The sequence below is a fragment of the Kribbella lupini genome (assembly GCF_039529595.1).
Lineage (GTDB): Bacteria > Actinomycetota > Actinomycetes > Propionibacteriales > Kribbellaceae > Kribbella > Kribbella lupini.
This window is the reverse complement of sequence record NZ_BAAANC010000003.1, coordinates 1,123,701-1,142,951: the sequence shown is the minus strand read 5'-3', so window position 1 is coordinate 1,142,951 and position 19,251 is coordinate 1,123,701. Positions and strand designations below refer to the sequence as shown.

General features: G+C 70.2%; 14 protein-coding genes. 11 read left to right on the top strand and 3 right to left on the bottom strand.

Going from position 1 to position 19,251, the window contains the following annotated elements:
• Nucleotides 1–91: 91 nt before the first annotated feature.
• The gene (locus ABD235_RS31655) at nucleotides 92–3,070 is read left to right on the top strand and encodes a glycine--tRNA ligase (RefSeq protein ID WP_344181354.1); all 2,979 of its coding nucleotides are present in this window, start codon (nucleotides 92–94) and stop codon (nucleotides 3,068–3,070) included.
• Between the two features lie 129 nt (nucleotides 3,071–3,199).
• The gene (locus tag ABD235_RS31650; RefSeq protein WP_344180843.1) at nucleotides 3,200–4,048 is read left to right on the top strand and encodes an alpha/beta fold hydrolase; all 849 of its coding nucleotides are present in this window, start codon (nucleotides 3,200–3,202) and stop codon (nucleotides 4,046–4,048) included.
• Here the strand turns inward: ABD235_RS31650 and ABD235_RS31645 are convergent.
• Together ABD235_RS31645 and ABD235_RS31640 are read right to left on the bottom strand one after the other, a co-directional pair.
• Complete coding sequence (locus tag ABD235_RS31645) at nucleotides 4,032–5,030, bottom strand: GDSL-type esterase/lipase family protein (RefSeq protein WP_344180841.1); 999 nt, start codon at nucleotides 5,028–5,030, stop codon at nucleotides 4,032–4,034. The genes ABD235_RS31650 and ABD235_RS31645 overlap by 17 nt on opposite strands.
• A complete protein-coding gene (locus tag ABD235_RS31640; RefSeq protein WP_344180839.1) occupies nucleotides 5,023–5,706 on the bottom strand; it encodes a GntR family transcriptional regulator in 684 nt (227 codons plus the stop codon). Before ABD235_RS31640 ends, ABD235_RS31645 begins: the two co-directional genes overlap by 8 nt.
• Nucleotides 5,707–5,884: 178 nt before the next feature.
• On the opposite strand from ABD235_RS31640, the gene ABD235_RS31635 reads away from it, so the two are divergent.
• From ABD235_RS31635 to ABD235_RS31595, 9 genes are all read left to right on the top strand, one after another.
• Complete coding sequence (locus tag ABD235_RS31635) at nucleotides 5,885–7,090, top strand: isocitrate/isopropylmalate dehydrogenase family protein (protein WP_344180837.1); 1,206 nt, start codon at nucleotides 5,885–5,887, stop codon at nucleotides 7,088–7,090.
• Nucleotides 7,090–9,519 carry an aconitate hydratase gene (locus ABD235_RS31630; RefSeq protein WP_344180836.1) on the top strand — a complete coding sequence of 810 codons (2,430 nt, stop codon included), beginning with the start codon at nucleotides 7,090–7,092 and terminating at the stop codon, nucleotides 9,517–9,519. The genes ABD235_RS31635 and ABD235_RS31630 overlap by 1 nt, the downstream gene beginning before the upstream one ends.
• Before the next feature lies 1 nt (nucleotide 9,520).
• Nucleotides 9,521–11,314 (top strand): aldehyde dehydrogenase family protein, encoded by a 1,794-nt coding sequence (locus ABD235_RS31625; RefSeq protein ID WP_344180834.1) that lies wholly within the window; start codon nucleotides 9,521–9,523, stop codon nucleotides 11,312–11,314.
• A 67-nt stretch (nucleotides 11,315–11,381) separates the two neighbouring features.
• Entirely contained in the window at nucleotides 11,382–12,566 is a 1,185-nt protein-coding gene (locus tag ABD235_RS31620) for a C45 family autoproteolytic acyltransferase/hydrolase (protein WP_344180832.1), read from the top strand.
• A gap of 43 nt (nucleotides 12,567–12,609) precedes the next feature.
• Nucleotides 12,610–13,602 (top strand): threonine/serine dehydratase, encoded by a 993-nt coding sequence (locus ABD235_RS31615; RefSeq protein WP_344180830.1) that lies wholly within the window; start codon nucleotides 12,610–12,612, stop codon nucleotides 13,600–13,602.
• 85 nt (nucleotides 13,603–13,687) lie between these two features.
• A complete protein-coding gene (locus ABD235_RS31610; RefSeq protein WP_344180828.1) occupies nucleotides 13,688–14,389 on the top strand; it encodes an MBL fold metallo-hydrolase in 702 nt (233 codons plus the stop codon).
• Nucleotides 14,386–16,677 (top strand): aminotransferase class III-fold pyridoxal phosphate-dependent enzyme, encoded by a 2,292-nt coding sequence (locus ABD235_RS31605; protein WP_344180827.1) that lies wholly within the window; start codon nucleotides 14,386–14,388, stop codon nucleotides 16,675–16,677. The genes ABD235_RS31610 and ABD235_RS31605 overlap by 4 nt, the downstream gene beginning before the upstream one ends.
• A 4-nt stretch (nucleotides 16,678–16,681) precedes the next feature.
• The gene (locus ABD235_RS31600) at nucleotides 16,682–17,590 is read left to right on the top strand and encodes a ribonuclease Z (protein ID WP_344180825.1); all 909 of its coding nucleotides are present in this window, start codon (nucleotides 16,682–16,684) and stop codon (nucleotides 17,588–17,590) included.
• Nucleotides 17,591–17,655: 65 nt separating this feature from the next.
• On the top strand, nucleotides 17,656–18,072 hold the full coding sequence (locus ABD235_RS31595) for a nitroreductase family deazaflavin-dependent oxidoreductase (RefSeq protein WP_344180823.1): 417 nt from the start codon (nucleotides 17,656–17,658) through the stop codon (nucleotides 18,070–18,072).
• Here the strand turns inward: ABD235_RS31595 and ABD235_RS31590 are convergent.
• Complete coding sequence (locus ABD235_RS31590) at nucleotides 18,053–19,201, bottom strand: epoxide hydrolase family protein (protein WP_344180821.1); 1,149 nt, start codon at nucleotides 19,199–19,201, stop codon at nucleotides 18,053–18,055. The two genes, ABD235_RS31595 and ABD235_RS31590, sit on opposite strands and share 20 nt — an antisense overlap.
• Nucleotides 19,202–19,251 lie beyond the last annotated feature (50 nt).

Here is a 19,251-nt window from a genome sequence, read left to right as displayed (position 1 = left end):
AATAGACTTCGGAGGTCGATCCCGGTGGCGAGCCCGGCCATCAGGGTCTTGAGATCCCCATACCGAACCCGAGGTTGTTGTCGTGCTCACCATGCAGGACGCGCTGCTCGCGCTGACGAAGTACTGGACCGACCGGGGCTGCATGGTGGTGCAGCCGTTCAACACCGAGGTGGGAGCCGGCACGCTGAACCCGGCCACCATCCTGCGGGTGCTGGGTCCCGAGCCGTGGCGGGTCGCGTACGTCGAGCCGAGTGTGCGCCCCGACGACAGCCGCTACGGCGAGAACCCGAACCGCCTGCAGACGCACACCCAGTTCCAGGTCGTGCTCAAGCCGGATCCGGGCAACCCACAGGAACTGTTCCTGGCCAGCCTGGAAGTGCTCGGCATCGACATCCACGCCCACGACGTGCGGTTCGTCGAGGACAACTGGGCCAACCCGGCGACCGGTTCCTGGGGACTCGGCTGGGAGGTCTGGCTGGACGGCCTGGAGATCACCCAGTTCACCTACTTCCAGCAGGCCGGCGGGATGACGCTGGACCCGGTGTCGGTGGAGATCACCTACGGCATCGAGCGGATCATGATGGCGCTGCAGGGCGTCTCGCACTTCAAGGACATCGCCTACGCGCCGGGCATCTCGTACGGCGAGGCGTTCGGCCAGGCCGAGTACGAGATGAGCCGGTACTACCTCGACGACGCCGACGTGGAGTCGCAGAAGCGGCTCTTCGAGGAGTACGCCGCGGAAGCGCGCCGGATGCTCGACGCGCGCCTGCCGGTGCCGGCGCACATCAACGTGCTGCGCTGCTCGCACACCTTCAACGTGCTCGACGCCCGCGGCGCGGTCAGTACGACGGAACGCGCGAAGGCGTTCGGCCGGATGCGCACGCTGGCGCGCGAGGTCGCGCAGCTGTGGGCCGAACGGCGGACCGAGCTGGAGTACCCGCTGGGCCAGGCCGAGCTGCCGGCCGCGGCGCCGGTGCCGACCGAGTTCCCGAAGGTCACCGGGACCCGTCAGCTGCTGTTCGAGATCGGTACCGAGGAGATGCCGCCGTCGGAGGTCGCGAAGACCGCCGAGTCGGTGCGCAAGGCCCTCACCGAGAAACTGGCCGCGACGCGGCTCGGCCACGGCAAGGTGACCACGTACGCGACGCCGCGGCGCGTCGTGGCCTTCGTCACCGAGGTGCAGGCGTTCGAGCCGGACGCCGAGAAGGTTGCCCGCGGCCCGAAGAAGGCCGCGGCATTCGATGCCGAGGGCAACGTTACGAAGGCGGCGGCCGGGTTCGCCCGCGGCCAGGGCGTGGACGCGTCCGAGCTGCACGAGCTGGACGTCGACGGTGTCACGTACGTCGCGGTGACCAAGCCCGACCCGGGCCGCGGTGCCGCCGAGGTGCTGAGCGGCGTACTGAGTGAGATCGTCACCGGTCTGCGCTCGGACAAGAACATGCGCTGGAACGACTCCAAGCTGTCGTTCACCCGGCCGGTGCGCTGGCTGGTCGCGCTGCTCGGTGACCAGGTCGTCCCGGTCGCCGCGTCGACGCTCACCGCCGGGCGCGTCACCCGCGTGCACCGGACGGCGGCCCAGCCGACCGTCGAGATCGCGGCCGCCGAGGGGTACCTGGACCTGCTCCGGATCCACGGCATCGAGGCCGACCCGGCTCGCCGGCGTGCGCAGATCGTCGAGGCCGCGCAGGAGTTGGCGGCAACGGTCGGTGGCAGCGTCGACGTCGAGGGCGAGTCGGCGCTGATCGACCAGATCGTCAACCTGGTCGAGGAGCCGACCGCGATCCTCGGTGGGTTCGAACCGGCGTACCTGGACCTGCCGGCCGAGATCCTGACCACGGTGATGCGCAAGCACCAGCGCTACCTGCCGGTGCGTGGCGCCGACGGCAAGCTCCTCCCGCACTTCGTTGCCGTAGCCAACGGTGCGGTCAAGCCGGACGTCGTCCGGGCCGGCAACGAAGGCGTCCTGCGCGCCCGGTACGAGGACGCCAGCTTCTTCTGGCGGGCCGATCTGCAGACCACGCCGGAGACGATGAAGGGCGAGTTGGACAAGCTGGCCTTCGAGCAGAAGCTCGGCTCGATGGCGCAGCGGGCCGGCCGGATCGGTCGGATCGCGCAGTCGCTGGCCTCTGTTGTCGAGCTGAGCGGCGACGACCTGGCCACCCTGAACCGTGCCGCCGAGCTGGCGAAGTTCGACCTCGGTTCGCAGATGGTCGTCGAGCTGACCAGCCTGGCCGGGACGATGGCGCGCGAGTACGCGCGTCGCGCCGGTGAGACCGAGGCGGTCGCGCAGGCGCTGTACGACATGGAGCTGCCGCGCTCGGCCGGTGATCCAGTCCCCGCGACGATTCCGGGTGCGCTGCTCGCGCTGGCCGACCGGTTCGACCTGCTGGCCGGGCTGTTCGCGGTCGGCGCGAAGCCGACCGGGAGCTCCGATCCGTTCGCGCTGCGCCGGGCCGCGGCCGGTGTGGTCGCGATCCTGCGCGAGCACCCGCAGCTGCGGGCGATCACGCTGCCCGTGGGTCTGGCGGCGGCCGCCGAGCAGATCGGTGCCCAGGGCATCGACGTACCGGCCGATTCGCTGGCCGAGGTGTCGGAGTTCTCCGTACGCCGGTACGAGCAGCAGCTGATCGACCGCGGCGACGACCACCTCCAGGTCGCCGCGGTCCTCCCGCTGGCGGAGGCGCCGGCCACCGCCGACGAGACCCTGGCCGAGCTCCAGCGCCAGGTCGCGACGGACGGCTTCGCCGAGCTGGTCGCCGTACTCCAGCGCGCCCGCCGGATCGTCCCGCCGGACACCGCCCCGACGTACGACCCGAGCAAGCTGACCGAGCCCGCGGAGGTCGTCCTGCACGAGGCCGTCCAGAAGGTCACCCCGGCCCCGACGACGCTGGCCGAGTTCGTCCCCGCGGCGAGCGTCCTGGTCGAGCCGATCACCAACTTCTTCGAGGAGATCCTGGTGATGGCCGAGGACCCGGAGGTCAAGGCGGCCCGCCTCGGCCTCCTCGCCACCATCCGCGACCTCGCCGCCCCGGTCCTCGACTGGCAGGCCCTGGGCACGAGCCTGAACTGACCGGCACAACCCACGAACGGGGTGTCCAGCCAACCGGCCGGACACCCCGTTCGCGTTCGAACCAGAAGAAGAACAGACCGCAAGAAACCGTCCTCGGCTTCGACTGGGGAGTGTTCGGGTGTCCTAGGTGTGGAGGTTGTTGTGCGGAGTGACGTGTTGGCGGTTCCTGGTGCGGAGTTGTACTACGAGGTGCGTGGGGACGGGCCGGTCTTGCTGTTCGTCTGCGGGGGTGTGTACGACGCGGAGGCGTTTGCGCCGTTGGCGGAGGTGTTTGCTGAGCGGTACACGGTGGTGACGTACGACCGGCGGGGGAACTCCCGGAGTCCGTTGGACGGGGAACCGGAGGCGCAGACGATCGAGACTCATGCCGAGGATGCTCGGCGGTTGTTGGAGGTCGTTTCTCCGGGGGAGCGGGCTGAGGTGTTCGGGAACAGCTCGGGGGCGATGATTGCGCTCGACTTGGCGGCTCGGTGGCCGGAGCTGGTGCGGACGGTGGTGGCGCATGAGCCGCCGTTGTTTCATCTGCTGCCGGATCACGCGCACTGGAGCACGTTGATGGACGACGTGGAGAGGACGTTTCAGGCGGAGGGGCCGTGGGCTGCGCTGGAAGTGTTCAATGCTGGGTTCGGTGGTGAGGAGACGGCTGCGGCTGAAGGGGACGAGCTGGGGCCGGGGTCCATTGCTGAGCCGGATGCCGAGGTTCAGGGGCGGATGCAGGAGAACTTCGGGTTCTTCATCGGGTACGAGGTGCCGTCGTTCGGGCGGTACCGGGTTGAGCTCGAGCGACTGCGCCACGTGCGGGTGGTGGTGGGGGTCGGGGACCTGTCGGCGGCTGAGCCGCCGGGGCGGGCGGCGGTGGCTTTGGCTGCGGGGTTGGGGCAGACGGCGGTGGTGTTTCCGGGGGACCACGGTGGGTTCGGGAGTGCGGCTGAAGGGTTTGCCGTCGTGCTGGACCGGGTGCTCAGAGAGGGAGCGTGAGCAGCGGGGCCAGGCGGTCGGCGATGAGGCGGTAACCCTCGGGGCCGGGGTGGAGGTCGTCGGCGTACAGGGCCTTGGCTTCTTCGGGGGTGAGGACTGTGCGGCCGTCGATCAGTTGGAGGTCGGGATCGGCCAGGGAGCGGGCGCCCAGTTCGACGCAGGCTCGGACGTCGTCGAGGGTGAGGCCTACCTCGTTGGGTTTGCCTTCGTGCTCGGGGGCCACGATCGGGGTGATCACGACGATCGGGGTGTGCGGGTGGCCGTCGCGGACGGTGTGGAGGAAGGACTCGACCTGGCCGGGGAGGGTGCGGCCGCTGAAGGTGGCGCCGCCGTAGATGTTGATGCCCAGGCAGAGGGAGATCAGGCGGGCGGGAGTGTCGCGGATGGTGCGGGCGGCGATCGGGTCGAGGTGGCACTCGCCGGCGAAGCCCATCGCGGTCAGGTCCCAGCCGTGGCGGCGGGCGACCAAGGCCGGCCAGGTTTCGGAGGGGCCGTAGGCGCCGGTGCACTGGGTGATCGAGCTGCCGTACGTGAGCCAGCGGGGGCCCGTCGGCGGTGAGGGGATGGCCTCGCCGGTGAAGTCGACAGCCCGTACGTCGATGGCGCCGGATTGGGGGAGCCAGATGGTCAGGTCGACCTCGGTGCCGGGGAGGTCGACGGTGAGTTGCTGTTCGCCGGTCTCCAGCTGGCACCGCCGGTACAGCTCGCCGTCGACGAGGAAGTCGACCGGCGCGAGTTTGGTGTAGATGCCGAGGGCGGCTCGGATCTCGAGGCGTACTTCGGTTGCCGTGGTACGCCAGGAGGCTCGTACGCCGGCCGGCGTCGCGGCGCGGGACCACAGCCGGTGGCCGGGACGGTCGGGGCGGCCGTGCCAGTCGTGCAGGCCGGGCGCCTGGCCGCGAGGGTCGAGGCGCCAGAAGGTCGACCAGCCGTCGGCGTCGACTTCACGGAACCGGTAGCCGGTCCAGAGGGCATCAGACATGGGTGTCTTCTGACGTGGTGAGGCGGGAGGCGGCTCGGGCGCCGAGGCTGGCGTCCACGTGGGCGAGCATGACGGCGGCCGCGGTCTCGCTGTCGCGGGCGGCGATGGCTTCGACCAGGGCGTGGTGGTCGGCGCGGGTGCGTTCCAGGTCTTCCTCGGAGCGGCCGTTCTCCAGGGCGAGGCGGCGGTAGCGATCGGCCTTGTCCCACAGGCCGTCCAGGGTCTGGATGAGCAGGTGGTTGTGGGACGCCTGGTAGATCGCGGCGTGGAAGCGCCGGTGCGTGTCCAGCTCGTACGACGCCGGGTCGGCTCGCAGGGGCAGCAACTCGGCGGCCGTCGCCCGGATGGCGTCCAGCTCGGCCCGCGTACGGCGCTCGGCGGCGAGCCCCGCGGCCAGCGGATCGAGTGAGCGGCGGATCTCCAGGAGGTCGCGCGCCTCCTCGGCGGTCAGCGCGGTCACGCGGGCGTCGCGATGCGCGTCGAGCTCGACGAGCCCGTCGCTCATCAACCGGCGCAGCGCCTCGCGCAGCGGCGTCGTACTGATGCCCAGGTCGCGGGCCAGCGCGCCCTGCTGGATCACCGCGCCGGCGACCAGCTCGCCGCTCAGGATCCGCGCGCGGACCAGCCCGTACGCAGCCTCCGCCTTGGTCGGGCGGCTCCCGTTCTGCTCGTCCATCGCACCTCCCTCCGACCGGGGCTCAAACTTATCGCAAGCCTACTTGCGCAGCTCGTTATAACGAGAATCCTGAGAATAACCCACGATTCCAACGGGTGAGATCAGCTCAGTCGATCTCTTGACGCATCAGGTTATAACGAAGCACAGTAGGCGCCACCACCTCGGAGAGGAACCCAGCGTGAACCCCACCCCCCGCAGCTACCGGCTCGGCATCCTGCTCGGCGACGGCATCGGCCCGGAGATCGTCCCGGCCGCGGTCGAGGTGATGGACGCGGCCGTCGCCGCGGCCGGCGCCGCTCCGATCGAGTGGGTCACGTTGCCGCTGGGCGCCGCGGCGATCGAGACGCACGGCAGCGCGCTGCCGCCCGCGACGCTGGAGACCCTGGGTGAGCTCGACGGCTGGCTGCTCGGCCCGCACGACAGCGCGGCGTACCCGGAACCGCACCGCTCCGAGCTGAACCCGAGCGGTGCGATCCGCAAGCACTTCGACCTGTACGCGAACATCCGGCCGGCCCGGTCGTTCGACGACCGTGGCACCGACCTGGTGGTGGTGCGGGAGAACACCGAGGGGTTCTACGCCGACCGCAACACGTTCGCCGGCACGGGTGAGTACATGCCGACCAAGGACGTCGCGATTGCGATGGGGGTCTTCACCCGGCCTGCGATCGAGCGGATCGCGCGGGAGGCGTTCGAGCTGGCGAAGCGGCGGCGCAAGCACCTGACCGTGGTGCACAAGGCGAACGTGCTGCGGGTGTCGACCGGGATGTTCCTCGCGATCTGCCGGGAGATCGCGGCGGAGTACCCCGAGGTCGAGGTCGACGACTTCCACATCGACGCGATGACCGTGCACCTGGTACGCCGGGCCGCCGACTTCGACGTCCTCGTGACGGAGAACATGTTCGGCGACATCCTGTCCGACCTCGCGGGCGAGCTGGCCGGGTCGCTCGGCATCGCGCCGTCGGTGAACGCGTCGGCCGAACGCGCGATGGCGCAGGCGGCGCACGGCTCCGCCCCGGACATCGCCGGGCGCGACCTGGCCAACCCGACCGCGATGATCGGCTCCGGCGGCATGCTGCTCGACTGGCTCGGCCGCCGCTGCGACGACCCCGCCGCGACCAAGGCCGCCCAGCTGGTCGACGAGGCACTCTTCACCACGATCCGCTCGGGAGTTTGCACCCGAGACCTCGGCGGCACCGCCGGTACGGCGGAGTTCGGCTCCGCCGTCGCCAAGGCGATCGTGAGTGGGGGTGGGGAAAGCGGAGCGGCCCCCGAAGCGGCTGGCTTCGCCGCCGCGAATGCGAGCGTGAGCGAGTCTGTCGCCGCGGCATCGGCTGGCTCCGCTGTCGCTGACGCGAGTACCGGCGGATCGGCCGGAGCGGTCTGATGATCGCTCCCGATTACCAACCTTTGCGGTGGTCGGCGCCCGATCATCTGCCGCGGACGCTGCGGATCCTGCTGGAGAACGCCCTGCGGCACGGGACCGCCAGTGACGGGCTCGTGAACTGGGTGCCGGGGGCAACCGGTGAGATTGAGGTGTATCCGTCGCGGGTGTTCCTGCACGACACCAACGGCGTTCCCGTGCTGGCCGATCTGGCGGCGATGCGGGACGCGATGGTGGAGCTCGGTGGGGATCCGGCGCGGGTGGATGCGTTGGTGCCGGCCGAGTTGGTGGTGGATCACTCGGTGATCGCCGATGTGTTCGGGCGGCCGGACGCGCTGGAGCGGAACGTCGAGCTGGAGTACCGGCGGAACGGGGAGCGGTACCGGTTCCTGCGGTGGGGGCAGCAGGCGTTCGAGCGGTTGAAGGTGGTGCCGCCGGGGGCGGGGATCATGCACCAGGTCAACCTGGAGAAGCTCGCGCGGGTGGTCGAGGTGCGCGACGGGCAGGCGTTCCCGGATCTGTGCCTGGGGACCGACTCGCACACGACGATGGTGAACGGGCTGGGCGTGCTGGGCTGGGGGATCGGCGGGATCGAGGCCGAGGCGGCGATGCTCGGGCAGTCGATCTCGATGGTGATTCCGAAGGTGGTCGGCGTTCGCCTGGTCGGTGCGCTGCAGGCGGGGTCGACAGCGACGGATCTGGTGCTGACGATCACCGAGCGGCTGCGGGCGCACGGGGTCGTGGGGAAGCTCGTCGAGTTCCACGGTCCTGCGCTGGCCGAGCTGCCGGTGCCGGATCGGGCGACGATCGCGAACATGAGCCCGGAGTTCGGGTCGACGGTGGCGTGGTTCCCGATCGACGAGCAGACGCTGGAGTATCTCCGCTTCACAGGCCGGGATCACGTCGACCTCGTCGAGAACTACGCCAAGGAACAGGGTCTTTGGCACGACACCACACAACTTCTGTACGACGAGGAGCTGACGATCGACCTGGGCGACGTGGTTGCCTCGATCGCCGGCCCGAACCGCCCGAACCAGCGCATCCCGCTGTCCGAGGTGGCCTCCGGAAAGTCATCGGTAGAAGGACTTTCTGATGACTCCGTGGTGATCGCGGCGATCACCTCTTGCACCAACACCTCCAACCCCAGCGTGATGGTCGCCGCCGGGCTGGTGGCGAAGAAGGCGGTGGAACTCGGCCTGGAGACCAAGCCCTGGGTGAAGACCACGCTCTCGCCTGGGTCCCGCGTGGTGATGGACTACTACGCCGCGGCCGGGCTCACGCCGTACCTCGAGAAGCTGGGCTTCCACCTCGCCGGCTTCGGGTGCATGACGTGCATCGGGGCGTCCGGTGGGCTGGCCGACGGCGTGGCCGAGAAGGTCAGGAGCGAGAACCTCTCGGTGGCCGCCGTGCTCTCGGGGAACCGGAACTTCGAGAGCAGGATCCAGCCCGATGTCCGGCAGAACTACTTGGCGTCCCCGCCGCTCGTCGTCGCGTACGCGCTGGCGGGACGGCTCGGGATCGACCTCACGAGCGAGCCGATCGCGGACGGCGTCTACCTGAAGGATCTCTGGCCGACCCAGGCGGAGATCGACGCGGTGATCCAGAGTGCGCTCAGGCCGGAGATGTTCACCAGCGCGTACGCCGACGTGTTCGCCGGCGACGCGCGGTGGAAGAACCTCGACGTCGAACCGAGCGAGACCTACCGCTGGGAAGACGAGTCGACCTACCTGCGGCGACCTCCGTGGCTGGAAACGAAAGCACCGGGCGATCTGAGAAACGCCCGGGCCCTCGTGAGGTTGGGCGACTCGGTGACCACCGACCACCTGTCGCCGGCCGGAGCGATCCCTCCGGACAGCGTGGCCGGAAGGTACTTGCGCGAGCTGGGCGTCAAGGAGCTCAACACCTACGCGTCCCGGCGCGGCAACCACCTGGTGATGATGCGCGGCGCGTTCGCCAACCTGAGGCTCCGCAACGCGCTGGCCAAAGGACGGGAGGGCGGCTTCACCACCAAGGACGGCGAGCTGCTGTCCGTGTACGACGCCGCCGAAGCGTACCGAGCGGACAACACGCCCGTGGTCGTTGTCGCGGGCAAGGACTACGGCACCGGCTCGTCCCGCGACTGGGCGGCGAAAGGACCGGCGCTCCTCGGCGTACGAGCTGTCCTCGCCCAGTCCTTCGAGCGGATCCACCGCTCCAACCTCGTCGGGATGGGCATCCTCCCGCTCGAGTTCCAGCCCGGCGAAGGCGACGACCTGACCGGCGAGCACCCGATCGACATCACCCTCGGCGACGACGGGTTCGCGACCGTCGAGTCCGGCGGCCGCAGCTACCGGCTGCGGATCCGCCTGGACACCCCGCGGGAGTCCGAGTACTACCGGCACGGCGGCGTCCTGCCCTACGTACTGCAGCGTCTGAAGGCAGGAGAGCTCTGAGATGATCCGTTCCGTCAACCCGGCCACCGGCGAGCAGTTGGCCTCGTTCGAGCCCGACTCCGACCAGTCGGTCGACGAGCGCCTGACCACTGCGACCACAGCGCAAAGTGCCTGGCGTCAGACCCCCATCGGTGAACGCACCGAACTGCTCCGCCGGATCGCGAAGACCCTGCGGGGCAAGTCCACGGACCTCGCCCTGCTGATCTCCCAGGAGATGGGCAAGCCGCTGACCGAGGCACGCGCCGAGATCGAGAAGTGCGCGATCACGTGCGAGTACTACGCGACCAACGCGATCGGCTTCCTGGCCGACGAGCCGGTTCGCAGCAGCGCGAGCCAGAGCCGGATCGTCTACGACCCGCTCGGTGTCGTGCTCGCGGTGATGCCGTGGAACTACCCGTTCTGGCAGTTCTTCCGGTTCGCCGCCCCGGCGCTTGCCGCCGGCAACGGAATCGTGCTCAAGCACGCCAACTCCGTCCCGCAGTCCGCGCTCGCGATCGCCGCCGTGCTCCACGCCGCCGGTACGCCGGAAGGCCTGGTCCAGGTCCTCCTGGTCGAGACCGGGAAGGTCGCCGAGCTGATCGCCGACGACCGGATCGCCGCCGTCACGTTCACCGGGTCGACCGAGGTCGGCACGGTCATCGCGGCCCAGGCCGGCGCCGCGCTGAAGAAGCAGGTGCTCGAGCTGGGCGGTTCCGACCCGTTCGTCGTCCTGGCCGACGCCGACGTCCAGGCCGCGGCCGAGACCGCGGTGAAGGCGCGGTTCATCAACGTCGGGCAGAGCTGCGTCAACGCGAAGCGGTTCATCGTCGAGGAGGCGGTCGCGGACGAGTTCGTCGACGCGTTCTGCGCGGCGACCGATCGCCTGGTCGTCGGCGATCCACTCGACGCCGAAACCACCATCGGCCCGCTGGCGCGTGCTGATCTCCGCGTCACGCTGCACGAGCAGACCCGCCGCTCGGTCGAGGCCGGGGCCAAGCTGCTGCGGGGCGGCGCGTCGGTCGACCGCCCCGGCTACTACTACCAGCCGACGGTGCTCGACCACGTCGTACCGGGGATGGCCGCGTTCGACGAGGAGACGTTCGGCCCGCTCGCGGCGATCACTCGCGCCGCGAACGCCGACGAGGCGATCCGCCTCGCGAACCAGACCGAGTTCGGACTCGGCGCGGCGCTGTGGACCAGCGATCCCGTGAAGGCCGAGCACTACAGCCGTCAGCTCGACGCCGGCGCGGTCTTCGTCAACGGGATGGTCGCCTCGGACGCCCGCTTGCCGTTCGGCGGGATCAAGCGGTCCGGGTACGGCCGGGAGCTCGGGCCGCACGGCATGCGGGAGTTCATGAACGTCAAGACGGTCTGGGTGGGCCCGGCGACCACGCCGGAGTCGGAGTGTCTCGTGATCAGGCCGGACGAGACGGACGTCTTCGACCGCGGCAACGGGGTCGTCACCACGCCGTACGTCGGGAGCTGGAACAGTGCCCACAATGGCGTGACCACCGGGACGACGACCTTCAAGGTCGGCACGCAGATCCCGCTGCACTCCCACAACGTGGAGGAGTCGGTGCTGATCCTGCGCGGCAGTGCGGTCGCGGTGATCGGCGGCGAGCGGGTCGAGCTGAAGGCCGGTGACGCGACGTGGGTGCCGGCCGGCGTACCGCACCACTTCATCAACGTGGGCGACGACGAGATGACCATCTACTGGGTGTACGGCGGCCGCGCGGTGACGCGGACGCTGACCGAGAGCGGCATCACCGTCGCGCACCTGTCGGACGGCGACCGCGGAGCCGTGGCCAGCCGCTAGGCCATTGCCAGGCGTTGTAATAGACACTACGGTAAATGCAGATCTTGTAACGAATGGAGTCAAGCGCGTGACGCAGTTGCAGACCATCGACCTCACCGCGGCCGCCCCGCGGGAGCGGGGCACCCAGTACGGCGAGGCCGCCCGCGCGCCGATCGAGCGCTCGCTCGCCTTCTACTCCGAGTCGGTGGCGCGCAAGACCGGCCTGCCGTGGGCCGAGGTGACCGCCCGGTCGACGCAGTGGGTGCCGCTGATCGAGGGCTTCGCACCTGACCTGCTCGAGGAGATCCGCGGGATCGCGCTCGGCGCGAACCGCAGCCTGGAGGAGATCCTCACGCTGAACGTGCGCGGCGAGCTGCTCCGCGGCGACGTGTTCGGCACCGCGACGAACAACAACGACGACGACGGTTGTACGTCGTTCGCGCTGCTGCCGGCCGCCAACCCGCTCGGCCGCGTGTACGCCGGCCAGAACTGGGACCTGTACTCCGGCGTCGCCGACACCGTCGTCGTCCTGCGGATCACGCAGCCCGGCAAGCCCACGATCATCGGCCACGTCGAGGCCGGCCAGGTCGCGCGCCACGGCGCGAACTCGGCCGGGATCGCGCTGAACGCCAACGGCCTCGGTGCCGGGTTCGGTCCGGGCGCGGGCATTCCGGGCACGGTCGTTCGTCGTACGGTGCTGGAGTGCTGGGACTTCCACGACGCGTTGCAGGTCATCTTCGACGCCAAGCAGAGCCTGTCCAGCAACCTGCTGCTCACCCACCGGGACGGCTTCGCGATCGACATCGAGACCACGCCCGGCCGCAACAACTGGATGTACCCGACCGACGGGCTGCTCGTGCACGGCAACCACTTCCAGTCGTTCGTCCCCGAGCAGGTCAACGACAGCTACAAGCCGTTCTCGGTCGACTCGCTCTACCGGTTGCCGCGGGTCGAGGAAGGCCTGGCCCGGCTCCGCGCCGACGGGACCAGCGAGGAAGCGGTCGCGCGGATCGTCCAGGCCACGATGAGCGACCACTTCGGCCACCCGAACGCCGTCTGCGAGCACTCCGACCCGCGCCGCCACGAGCTCGACCGCAACGAGACGATCGTGTCCAGCCTGGTCGACCTGACCACCGGCAGCTACCGGCTCACCCCGGGCCTGCCGTGCAGCAACAGCTACCAGCAGGTGCCCTGGAACCTGTACGACGGCCCGGGCCCCGAGGACCGGCCGGACGTCCCGGCGCCGACCGCCGTCCTCGCCGGTCGCGGCTGAACCGAATCCAGGCCGCAACCACCGTCCAGACAGGGAGATCCGCATGACCGAAGCACCGATCGCTGCACCGACCCCGGCCGAGATCGCGGCCCGGTCCGAGCGGGTCGCGCCGAAGCTCCGCAAGCACCTGCCGGTCACGCCGCTGGTCCGCTACGACGCGTTCAGCGAGGAGCTCGGGGCCGAGGTGCTGGTCAAGTGCGAGCACCAGCAGCGCACCGGGTCGTTCAAGGCGCGCGGGTCGATGGCGAAGATCCTCACGCTGACCGACGAGCAGCGCGAGCGCGGCGTGGTCACGGCGTCGACCGGCAACCACGGGCTCGGGGTCGGCAACGCGCTCGCGACGCTGGGCGGTCGCGGCATCGTCTACCTGCCGGAGAACGCGGCGCCGGGCAAGGTCGCCGCGCTGCGCCGGTTCGGGCTGGAGCTGCGGGCCGAGGGGTTCGACTCCGGCGTACTGGAGCCGAAGGCCCGGGCGTACGCCGCTGAGCACGAGCTCGTCTACGTGTCGCCGTACAACGACCCGGACACGATCGCCGGGCAGGGCACGGTCGGGGTGGAGATCCTCGAACAGCTGGCCGGTGAGCAGCTGGACGCGGTCGTCGTCGCAGTCGGCGGCGGTGGACTGGTCAGCGGAATCGCGTCGGTGCTGAAGAAGCACCGGCCGGGCCTGCAGGTGATCGGCGCGTCGCCGGTCCGCGAGGCGCCGATGGCGGCATCGATGGTGGCCGGGGAGATCGTCCAGGTCGAGCCGCAGGAGAGCCTCTCCGACGGTACGGCGGGCAGCGTCGAACCGGGCAGCATCACGTTCCCGCTGTGCCGCGAGCTGGTGGACGACTGGGTGCTGGTCAGCGAGGACGCGATCGCCGCCGCGCTGCGGATGGTGATCGACACCGAGCACCAGCTGATCGAGGGCTCGGCCGCGATGGCGTTCGCCGCCGCGCGCGCCCGGCGTACCGAGCTGGAGGGCAAGCGCGTCGCGGTCGTGTCCTGCGGCGGCAACATCTCGGCGAGCACGCTCGTCACGGCGCTGGGCTGACCAGAGCCACCAAGACCAGCAGCGCCCCGCGCCGCGTGCTCATACACCGCGGGGCGCTGCTGCTCCACCTCGACCAGGAGACCCGATGCCGACCGTGACCGCTCTGCTCAACGGCTACTCGTTGTCGACCGACCAGGGCAATCCGGCGTTCTGCTCGATCGTGCTGGTCGAGAGCGAGGGCCGGCGCCTGGTGTTCGACTTCGGGCACGTCGGCCGGCGCCGGGCTCTGCGTCGGGTGCTGGCCGAGCGAGGCCTCGAGCCCGCCGACATCGACACCGTCGTGCTGTCGCACGGGCACTGGGACCACATCCAGAACATCGACCTGTTCGATCAGAGCCGGGTGCTCGTGCATCCCGCCGAGCTGACGTTCCTGGCGAACCCGGCCGGGCCGCACACACCGCGCTGGACGAGCTCGGTGCTGGCCGGGCTGACGATCAGCGAGACCGCCGAGGGCGAGGAAGTGCTGCCCGGCGTCCGCGTGATCGAGCTGCCCGGACACACGCCCGGATCGATCGGGCTCACCGTTGCCACCGACGAGGGGACCGTCGTCCTGACCGGCGACGCCGTACCGACGCTGGACGTGCTGCGGTCCGGCCAGGCGTCCGGGCGGCCGACCGATCCGGAGCAGGCGAACGCGTCGATCGCGCGGGTCGCCGCTCTGGCGGACTTCGTCCAGCCGGGACACGATCAGTTCCTCCGGCGGAACGCCGCCGGAGACTTCGAGACAGCGCAGGCGCGGACGCCGTTGGTGTTCAGCGGCGCCGGCGGCGTGAAGGAGCGAGTGTGACGACAGCGGCCGGGCAGACGCCGAGCATGATCGAGGATCCGCCCGAGGTGGACATCGCCGCGGCGACGGAGCTGCTGCGGTCGGCGTACGGGATCAGCGCGGAGCTGCGGATGCTGCGCAGCGAGCGCGACCGCAACTTCCTGGCCGTGGCCGACGACGTGCGCGAGCTGGTGCTGAAGATCTCCAACACCGGCGACGACCCGGCGCAGATCGCGATGGAGAGCGCGGCGATGCGGCACGTCGAGGAGACCGATCCCGGCCTCCCGATCCCGCGGCTGCTCGCGGCGCTCGACGGCAGCTCGGTCGTCCTGGCGGAGGCCGGGGACGGCCGCCAGCACCTTTCCCGGCTGATGACGGTGATGCCCGGTCAGGTCGGCGACCTGGTCCGGCTGCCGAGCTGGTTCGCGTCCTCGTTCGGCACGGTCTGCGCCCGGTTGGTCAAAGCCCTGCAGGGCTTCGGTGACCCGGCCGCGCACCGCCGCCTGGACTGGGATCCGCGGATCGTCTCGTCGCTTCGTCCGTACGCCGAACGCCTGCCCGACGAGCGTCGCCGGGCGCCGATGCAGCGGCTGCTCGACCGCTTCGAATCCTTGCCTGCGGCAACGGACAGGCTGCCCGGCTTCGTCCTGCACGGTGACGTGACGTTGAGCAACGTGCTGCTCGGAGCCGACGGGATCGACGGGGTGATCGACTTCGGCGACATGCACCACACCGCACGGGTCGCGGACCTGGCGATCAGCCTGACCTCGTTGCTGCGCGAGTCCGACGACCCGTGGCCTGCCGCGCGGGAGTTCCTCGACGCGTACCAGCGGGTGCTTCCGCTGGAGCCGGAGGAGGTCGAGCTGATCGGTGAGCTGGTGCTCGCGCGGTGCGCGGCGAGCACACTGATCTCGGCCTGGCGGGCGCCGCTGTACCCGGGGAACGAGGAGTACCTGACCAGTCTCGTGGCGGGCAGTTGGCATGTGCTCGACCTGTGGGCCGACCTGGATCCGCGGGAGCTGGCGGACCGGTTCCACCGGATCTGTGGCACGTCGCGGGTGGCTGTTGCGGGAGATCCCGCCGCGCTGCTCGCGCGGCGGGACTCGGTGTTCGGTGGGCGGACGTTGTCGCCGCTGTTCTACCGCAAGCCGCTGCAGGTGGTCCGGGCCGAAGGCGCCTGGATCGAAGGGGCCGACGGCAAGCGGTACCTCGATGCCTACAACAACGTTCCGGTCGTCGGGCACGCGCATCCCGCCGTGGTGCAGGCGATCGCGCGGCAGTCCGCCGTACTGAACGTGCACTCGCGGTACCTGCACCCGCACGCGATCGAGCTGGCCGAGCGGCTGACCGCGTCGATGCCGGACGGCCTGGACACCTGCGTGTTCATGAACTCCGGCAGCGAGGCCAACGACCTGGCCTGGCGGATGGCGCGGATCGTCACCGGGCGGTCCGGGGCGATGGCCGCGGACCTCGCGTACCACGGCGTCAGTGAGGCGACGACGGCGTTCTCGACCAACACGTACCCGCCGTCCGCGCGACCGGCGCACGTCGGGACGTTCGAGGCGCCGCGGGTCGACGCCGACGGGCGGCAGCCGACCGAGCAGGACGCCAGGCAGCGGGTTCGCGAAGGACGCGAGCAACTGCAGGGTCACGACGTCGCGCTGCTCGCGGTCGACTCGGTGTTCAGCAGCGCGGGCATCCTGACGCCGACCGGCGAGTTCATGCGCGGGCTGCAGGACGAGGTCCACGCGGCCGGTGGGCTGTTCCTCGCCGACGAGGTGCAGGCCGGGTTCGGTCGTGGCGGGCGGCACCTGTGGCGGTTCGAGGACTACGGGCTGACGCCGGACTTCGTCACGCTCGGCAAGCCGATGGGCAACGGGCACCCGGTCGCCGCGCTGATCACCCGGCGCGAGATCGCCGAGCAGTTCGCCGGCGTGGACGAGTTCTTCAGCACCTTCGGCGGCAACCCGGTTTCCTGCGTCGCGGCCAACACGGTGCTCGACGTGATCGAGGAGTCGGACCTGGTCGCGCGCTCCGGCGAGGTCGGCGCTCAGCTGGCCGCGGGGCTGGCCGAGCTCGCACCCTCGATCCACCCGGCCGCTCGCGTGCGCGGTCAGGGGCTGATGGTCGGCGTCGAGATCCCCGACGAGGCCGGGGTCACCGCGGCCGACCTGGCCGAGCGGCTGCGCGACCTCGGCGTACTGGTCGGCACGACCGGTCCTGGTGGTCAGGTGCTCAAGATCCGTCCGCCGTTGATCTGGCAGACGCAGCACGTCGAGATCTTCCTGAAGGCGTTCGCACTACTGTGAGGGCGTGCGCGAACTAGTTGTGCTGGGCACCGGCAGCCAGGTGGCGTCGCGAGAGCGGAACCAGAACGGCTACTTCCTGCGGTGGGACTCCGAGGGGTTCCTGTTCGATCCGGGCGAGGGCACCCAGCGGCAGATGCTGTACGCCGGGGTCGCGGCCGGCGCGATCACGCGGTTGTGCGTCACGCACTTCCACGGCGACCACTGCCTCGGCGTACCGGGCGTGGTGCAACGGCTGTCGCTCGACGGCGTGCCGCATCCGGTGCACGCGCACTACCCGGCGTCCGGGCAGGAGTACTTCACGCGGCTCCGGTACGCGGCGTCGTTCTTCGAGCGGGCCGAGCTGCGCGAGGAGCCGATCGACGAGGAAGGCCTGCTGTCGGTCGGCTCGTTCGGGCAGCTCTGGGTACGACGGCTCGAGCACCCGGTCGAGGCCTTCGGGTACCAACTGATCGAGCCCGACGGCCGCCGCATGCTGCCGGAGCAGTTGGCGGCGTACGGCGTGAGTGGTCCCGCGGTCGGTCGCCTGCAGGCGGCCGGGTCGCTGGTGGTCGACGGTCGCACGGTGACGATCGAGCAGGTCAGCGAGCCGCGGCGCGGGCAGCGGTTCGCGTTCGTGATGGACACGCGGTTGTGCGAGGGCGTCTTCCGGCTGGCCGACGGCGCGGACCTGCTGGTGATCGAGTCGACGTACCTGTCCACGGAGGCGACGCTGGCCCGCAACTTCGGGCACCTGACCGCCCGGCAGGCCGCTCGCGTCGCGCAGGAGTGCGGCGTGCGGACGCTGGTGCTGACGCACTTCTCGCAGCGCTACACCGACATGAAGCCGTTCGAGGAGGAGGCGCGGGCGGAGTTCGACGGCGAGGTCGTGATCGCTGCCGACCTGATGCGGGTGCCGGTCCCGCCGCGCCGCTGAGTCCGGGAATCTTCTCCCCGGGCTTATGGTTGAGCGCGTTATACCCGCGTAAGCAAGGAGATGGCATGGCTGAGCAGCTGTACGGCGACGCGCACGTGAAGGCGTACGAGGACACCGACGGTGCGACCGGTTACGAGTGGGGCGATCACGGCGCGACGATCCTGGTGCTGACCACGATCGGCGCGAAGTCCGGCGAGGAGCGCAAGAACGCGCTGATCTACCGCCAGGTGGACGAGGGCTACGCGATCGTGGCGTCCAAGGGCGGCGCCCCGGTGCACCCGGGCTGGTTCCACAACCTGCAGGCCAACCCGGACGTGAAGGTGCAGATCAAGGGTGACCGGTTCGCCGCGCACGCCCGGGTCGCCACGGCCGAGGAGCGGGCCCGGATCTGGCCGCAGATGGTCGAGGTGTGGCCGGACTACGACACCTACACGACCCGCACCGACCGCGAGATCCCGATCGTCATCCTCGAACGGTCCTGAAGAACTCCCTGACGTCGGCGAGCAGGAGCTCCGGCTCCTCCAGGGCGGCGAAGTGGCCGCCCTGGTCGACGTCGGTCCAGCGCACGATCGTGTGCTCCTCCTCGGCGTACCGCCGGACGGAGACGTCGTGCGCGAAGACGATCGCGGCGGTCGGGACACCGGAGTTCTCCAGCTTCGGGCCCCAGGTGCCGCCCCCCGCGTAGCCGACGTACGCCGAACTTCCGGCCGAGCCGGTCAGCCAGTAGATCATCACGTTGGTGAGCAGCTTGTCCCGGCTGATGATCTGGTCCGGCAGCGTCGTCCGCGGGTAGGTCCACTCGCGGAACTTGTCCATGATCCAGGCCAGCTGCCCGACCGGTGAGTCGACGAGCCCGTACGCCAGCGCCTGCGGCCGGGTCGACTGGATCGCGATGTAGCCGAACTGCTCCTGCATGAACTCGCCGACCCGGGCGACCCGGTCCTGCTCCAGCGGCGTCAGCGTCGCGAGCTCCTCGTCCGGCAGCGGGTACGGCGGCAGCGAAGGCCCGCCGTTCACGTGCACGCCGACGACGCGGTCGCGATCCACCCGGGCGACAGCCGGCGACACGGCTCCACCAAGGTCACCACCCTGTACGCCGTACCGCTGGTACCCCAGCCGGCTCATCAGCTCGGCCCACGCCCGCGCGGTCCGCTCGATCGTCCAGCCGTTGCTCGAGATCGGCGTGGAGTAGCCGAAGCCCGGGAGCGACGGAACGACCACGTGGAAGGCGTCCTCGCCCTTGCCGCCGTGCGCGACCGGGTCGGTCAGCGGACCGATCAGGTCGACGAACTCGACGAACGAGCCGGGCCAGCCGTGGGTCAGCACCAGCGGCAACGCGTCCGCCTCGGCCGATCGGACGTGCAGGAAGTGGATCTGCTGACCGTCGATCTCGGTCGTGTACTGCGGGAACTCGTTGAGCTGCTGCTCGACCTTGCGCCAGTCGTACTCGGTACGCCAGTAGTCGACCAGCTCGCTCAGCCAGCTGACCGGTACGCCGGTGTCCCAGTCGTCGCCCGGCAGCGGCGCGGGCAGCCGGGCGTCGGTGAGCCGGCGCTGCAGGTCGTCGAGCGTGGTCTGCGGAACGTCGATGCGGAACGGTGTGATCGTCATGTCGTCGAGTCTTCCAACCAGTTAGGACAGCTTCGGTCCTAGCTGGGTGG

What these genes read in the sequence shown, in the direction of transcription:
- ABD235_RS31655 (WP_344181354.1), top strand. Translation starts at nt 92, where the DNA reads ATGCAGGACGCGCTGCTCGCGCTGACGAAGTACTGGACCGACCGGGGC.
- ABD235_RS31645 (WP_344180841.1), bottom strand. Translation starts at nt 5,030, where the DNA reads ATGTCTGATGCCCTCTGGACCGGCTACCGGTTCCGTGAAGTCGACGCC.
- ABD235_RS31640 (WP_344180839.1), bottom strand. Translation starts at nt 5,706, where the DNA reads ATGGACGAGCAGAACGGGAGCCGCCCGACCAAGGCGGAGGCTGCGTAC.
- ABD235_RS31630 (WP_344180836.1), top strand. Translation starts at nt 7,090, where the DNA reads ATGATCGCTCCCGATTACCAACCTTTGCGGTGGTCGGCGCCCGATCAT.
- ABD235_RS31625 (WP_344180834.1), top strand. Translation starts at nt 9,521, where the DNA reads ATGATCCGTTCCGTCAACCCGGCCACCGGCGAGCAGTTGGCCTCGTTC.
- ABD235_RS31615 (WP_344180830.1), top strand. Translation starts at nt 12,610, where the DNA reads ATGACCGAAGCACCGATCGCTGCACCGACCCCGGCCGAGATCGCGGCC.
- ABD235_RS31610 (WP_344180828.1), top strand. Translation starts at nt 13,688, where the DNA reads ATGCCGACCGTGACCGCTCTGCTCAACGGCTACTCGTTGTCGACCGAC.
- ABD235_RS31595 (WP_344180823.1), top strand. Translation starts at nt 17,656, where the DNA reads ATGGCTGAGCAGCTGTACGGCGACGCGCACGTGAAGGCGTACGAGGAC.
- ABD235_RS31590 (WP_344180821.1), bottom strand. Translation starts at nt 19,201, where the DNA reads ATGACGATCACACCGTTCCGCATCGACGTTCCGCAGACCACGCTCGAC.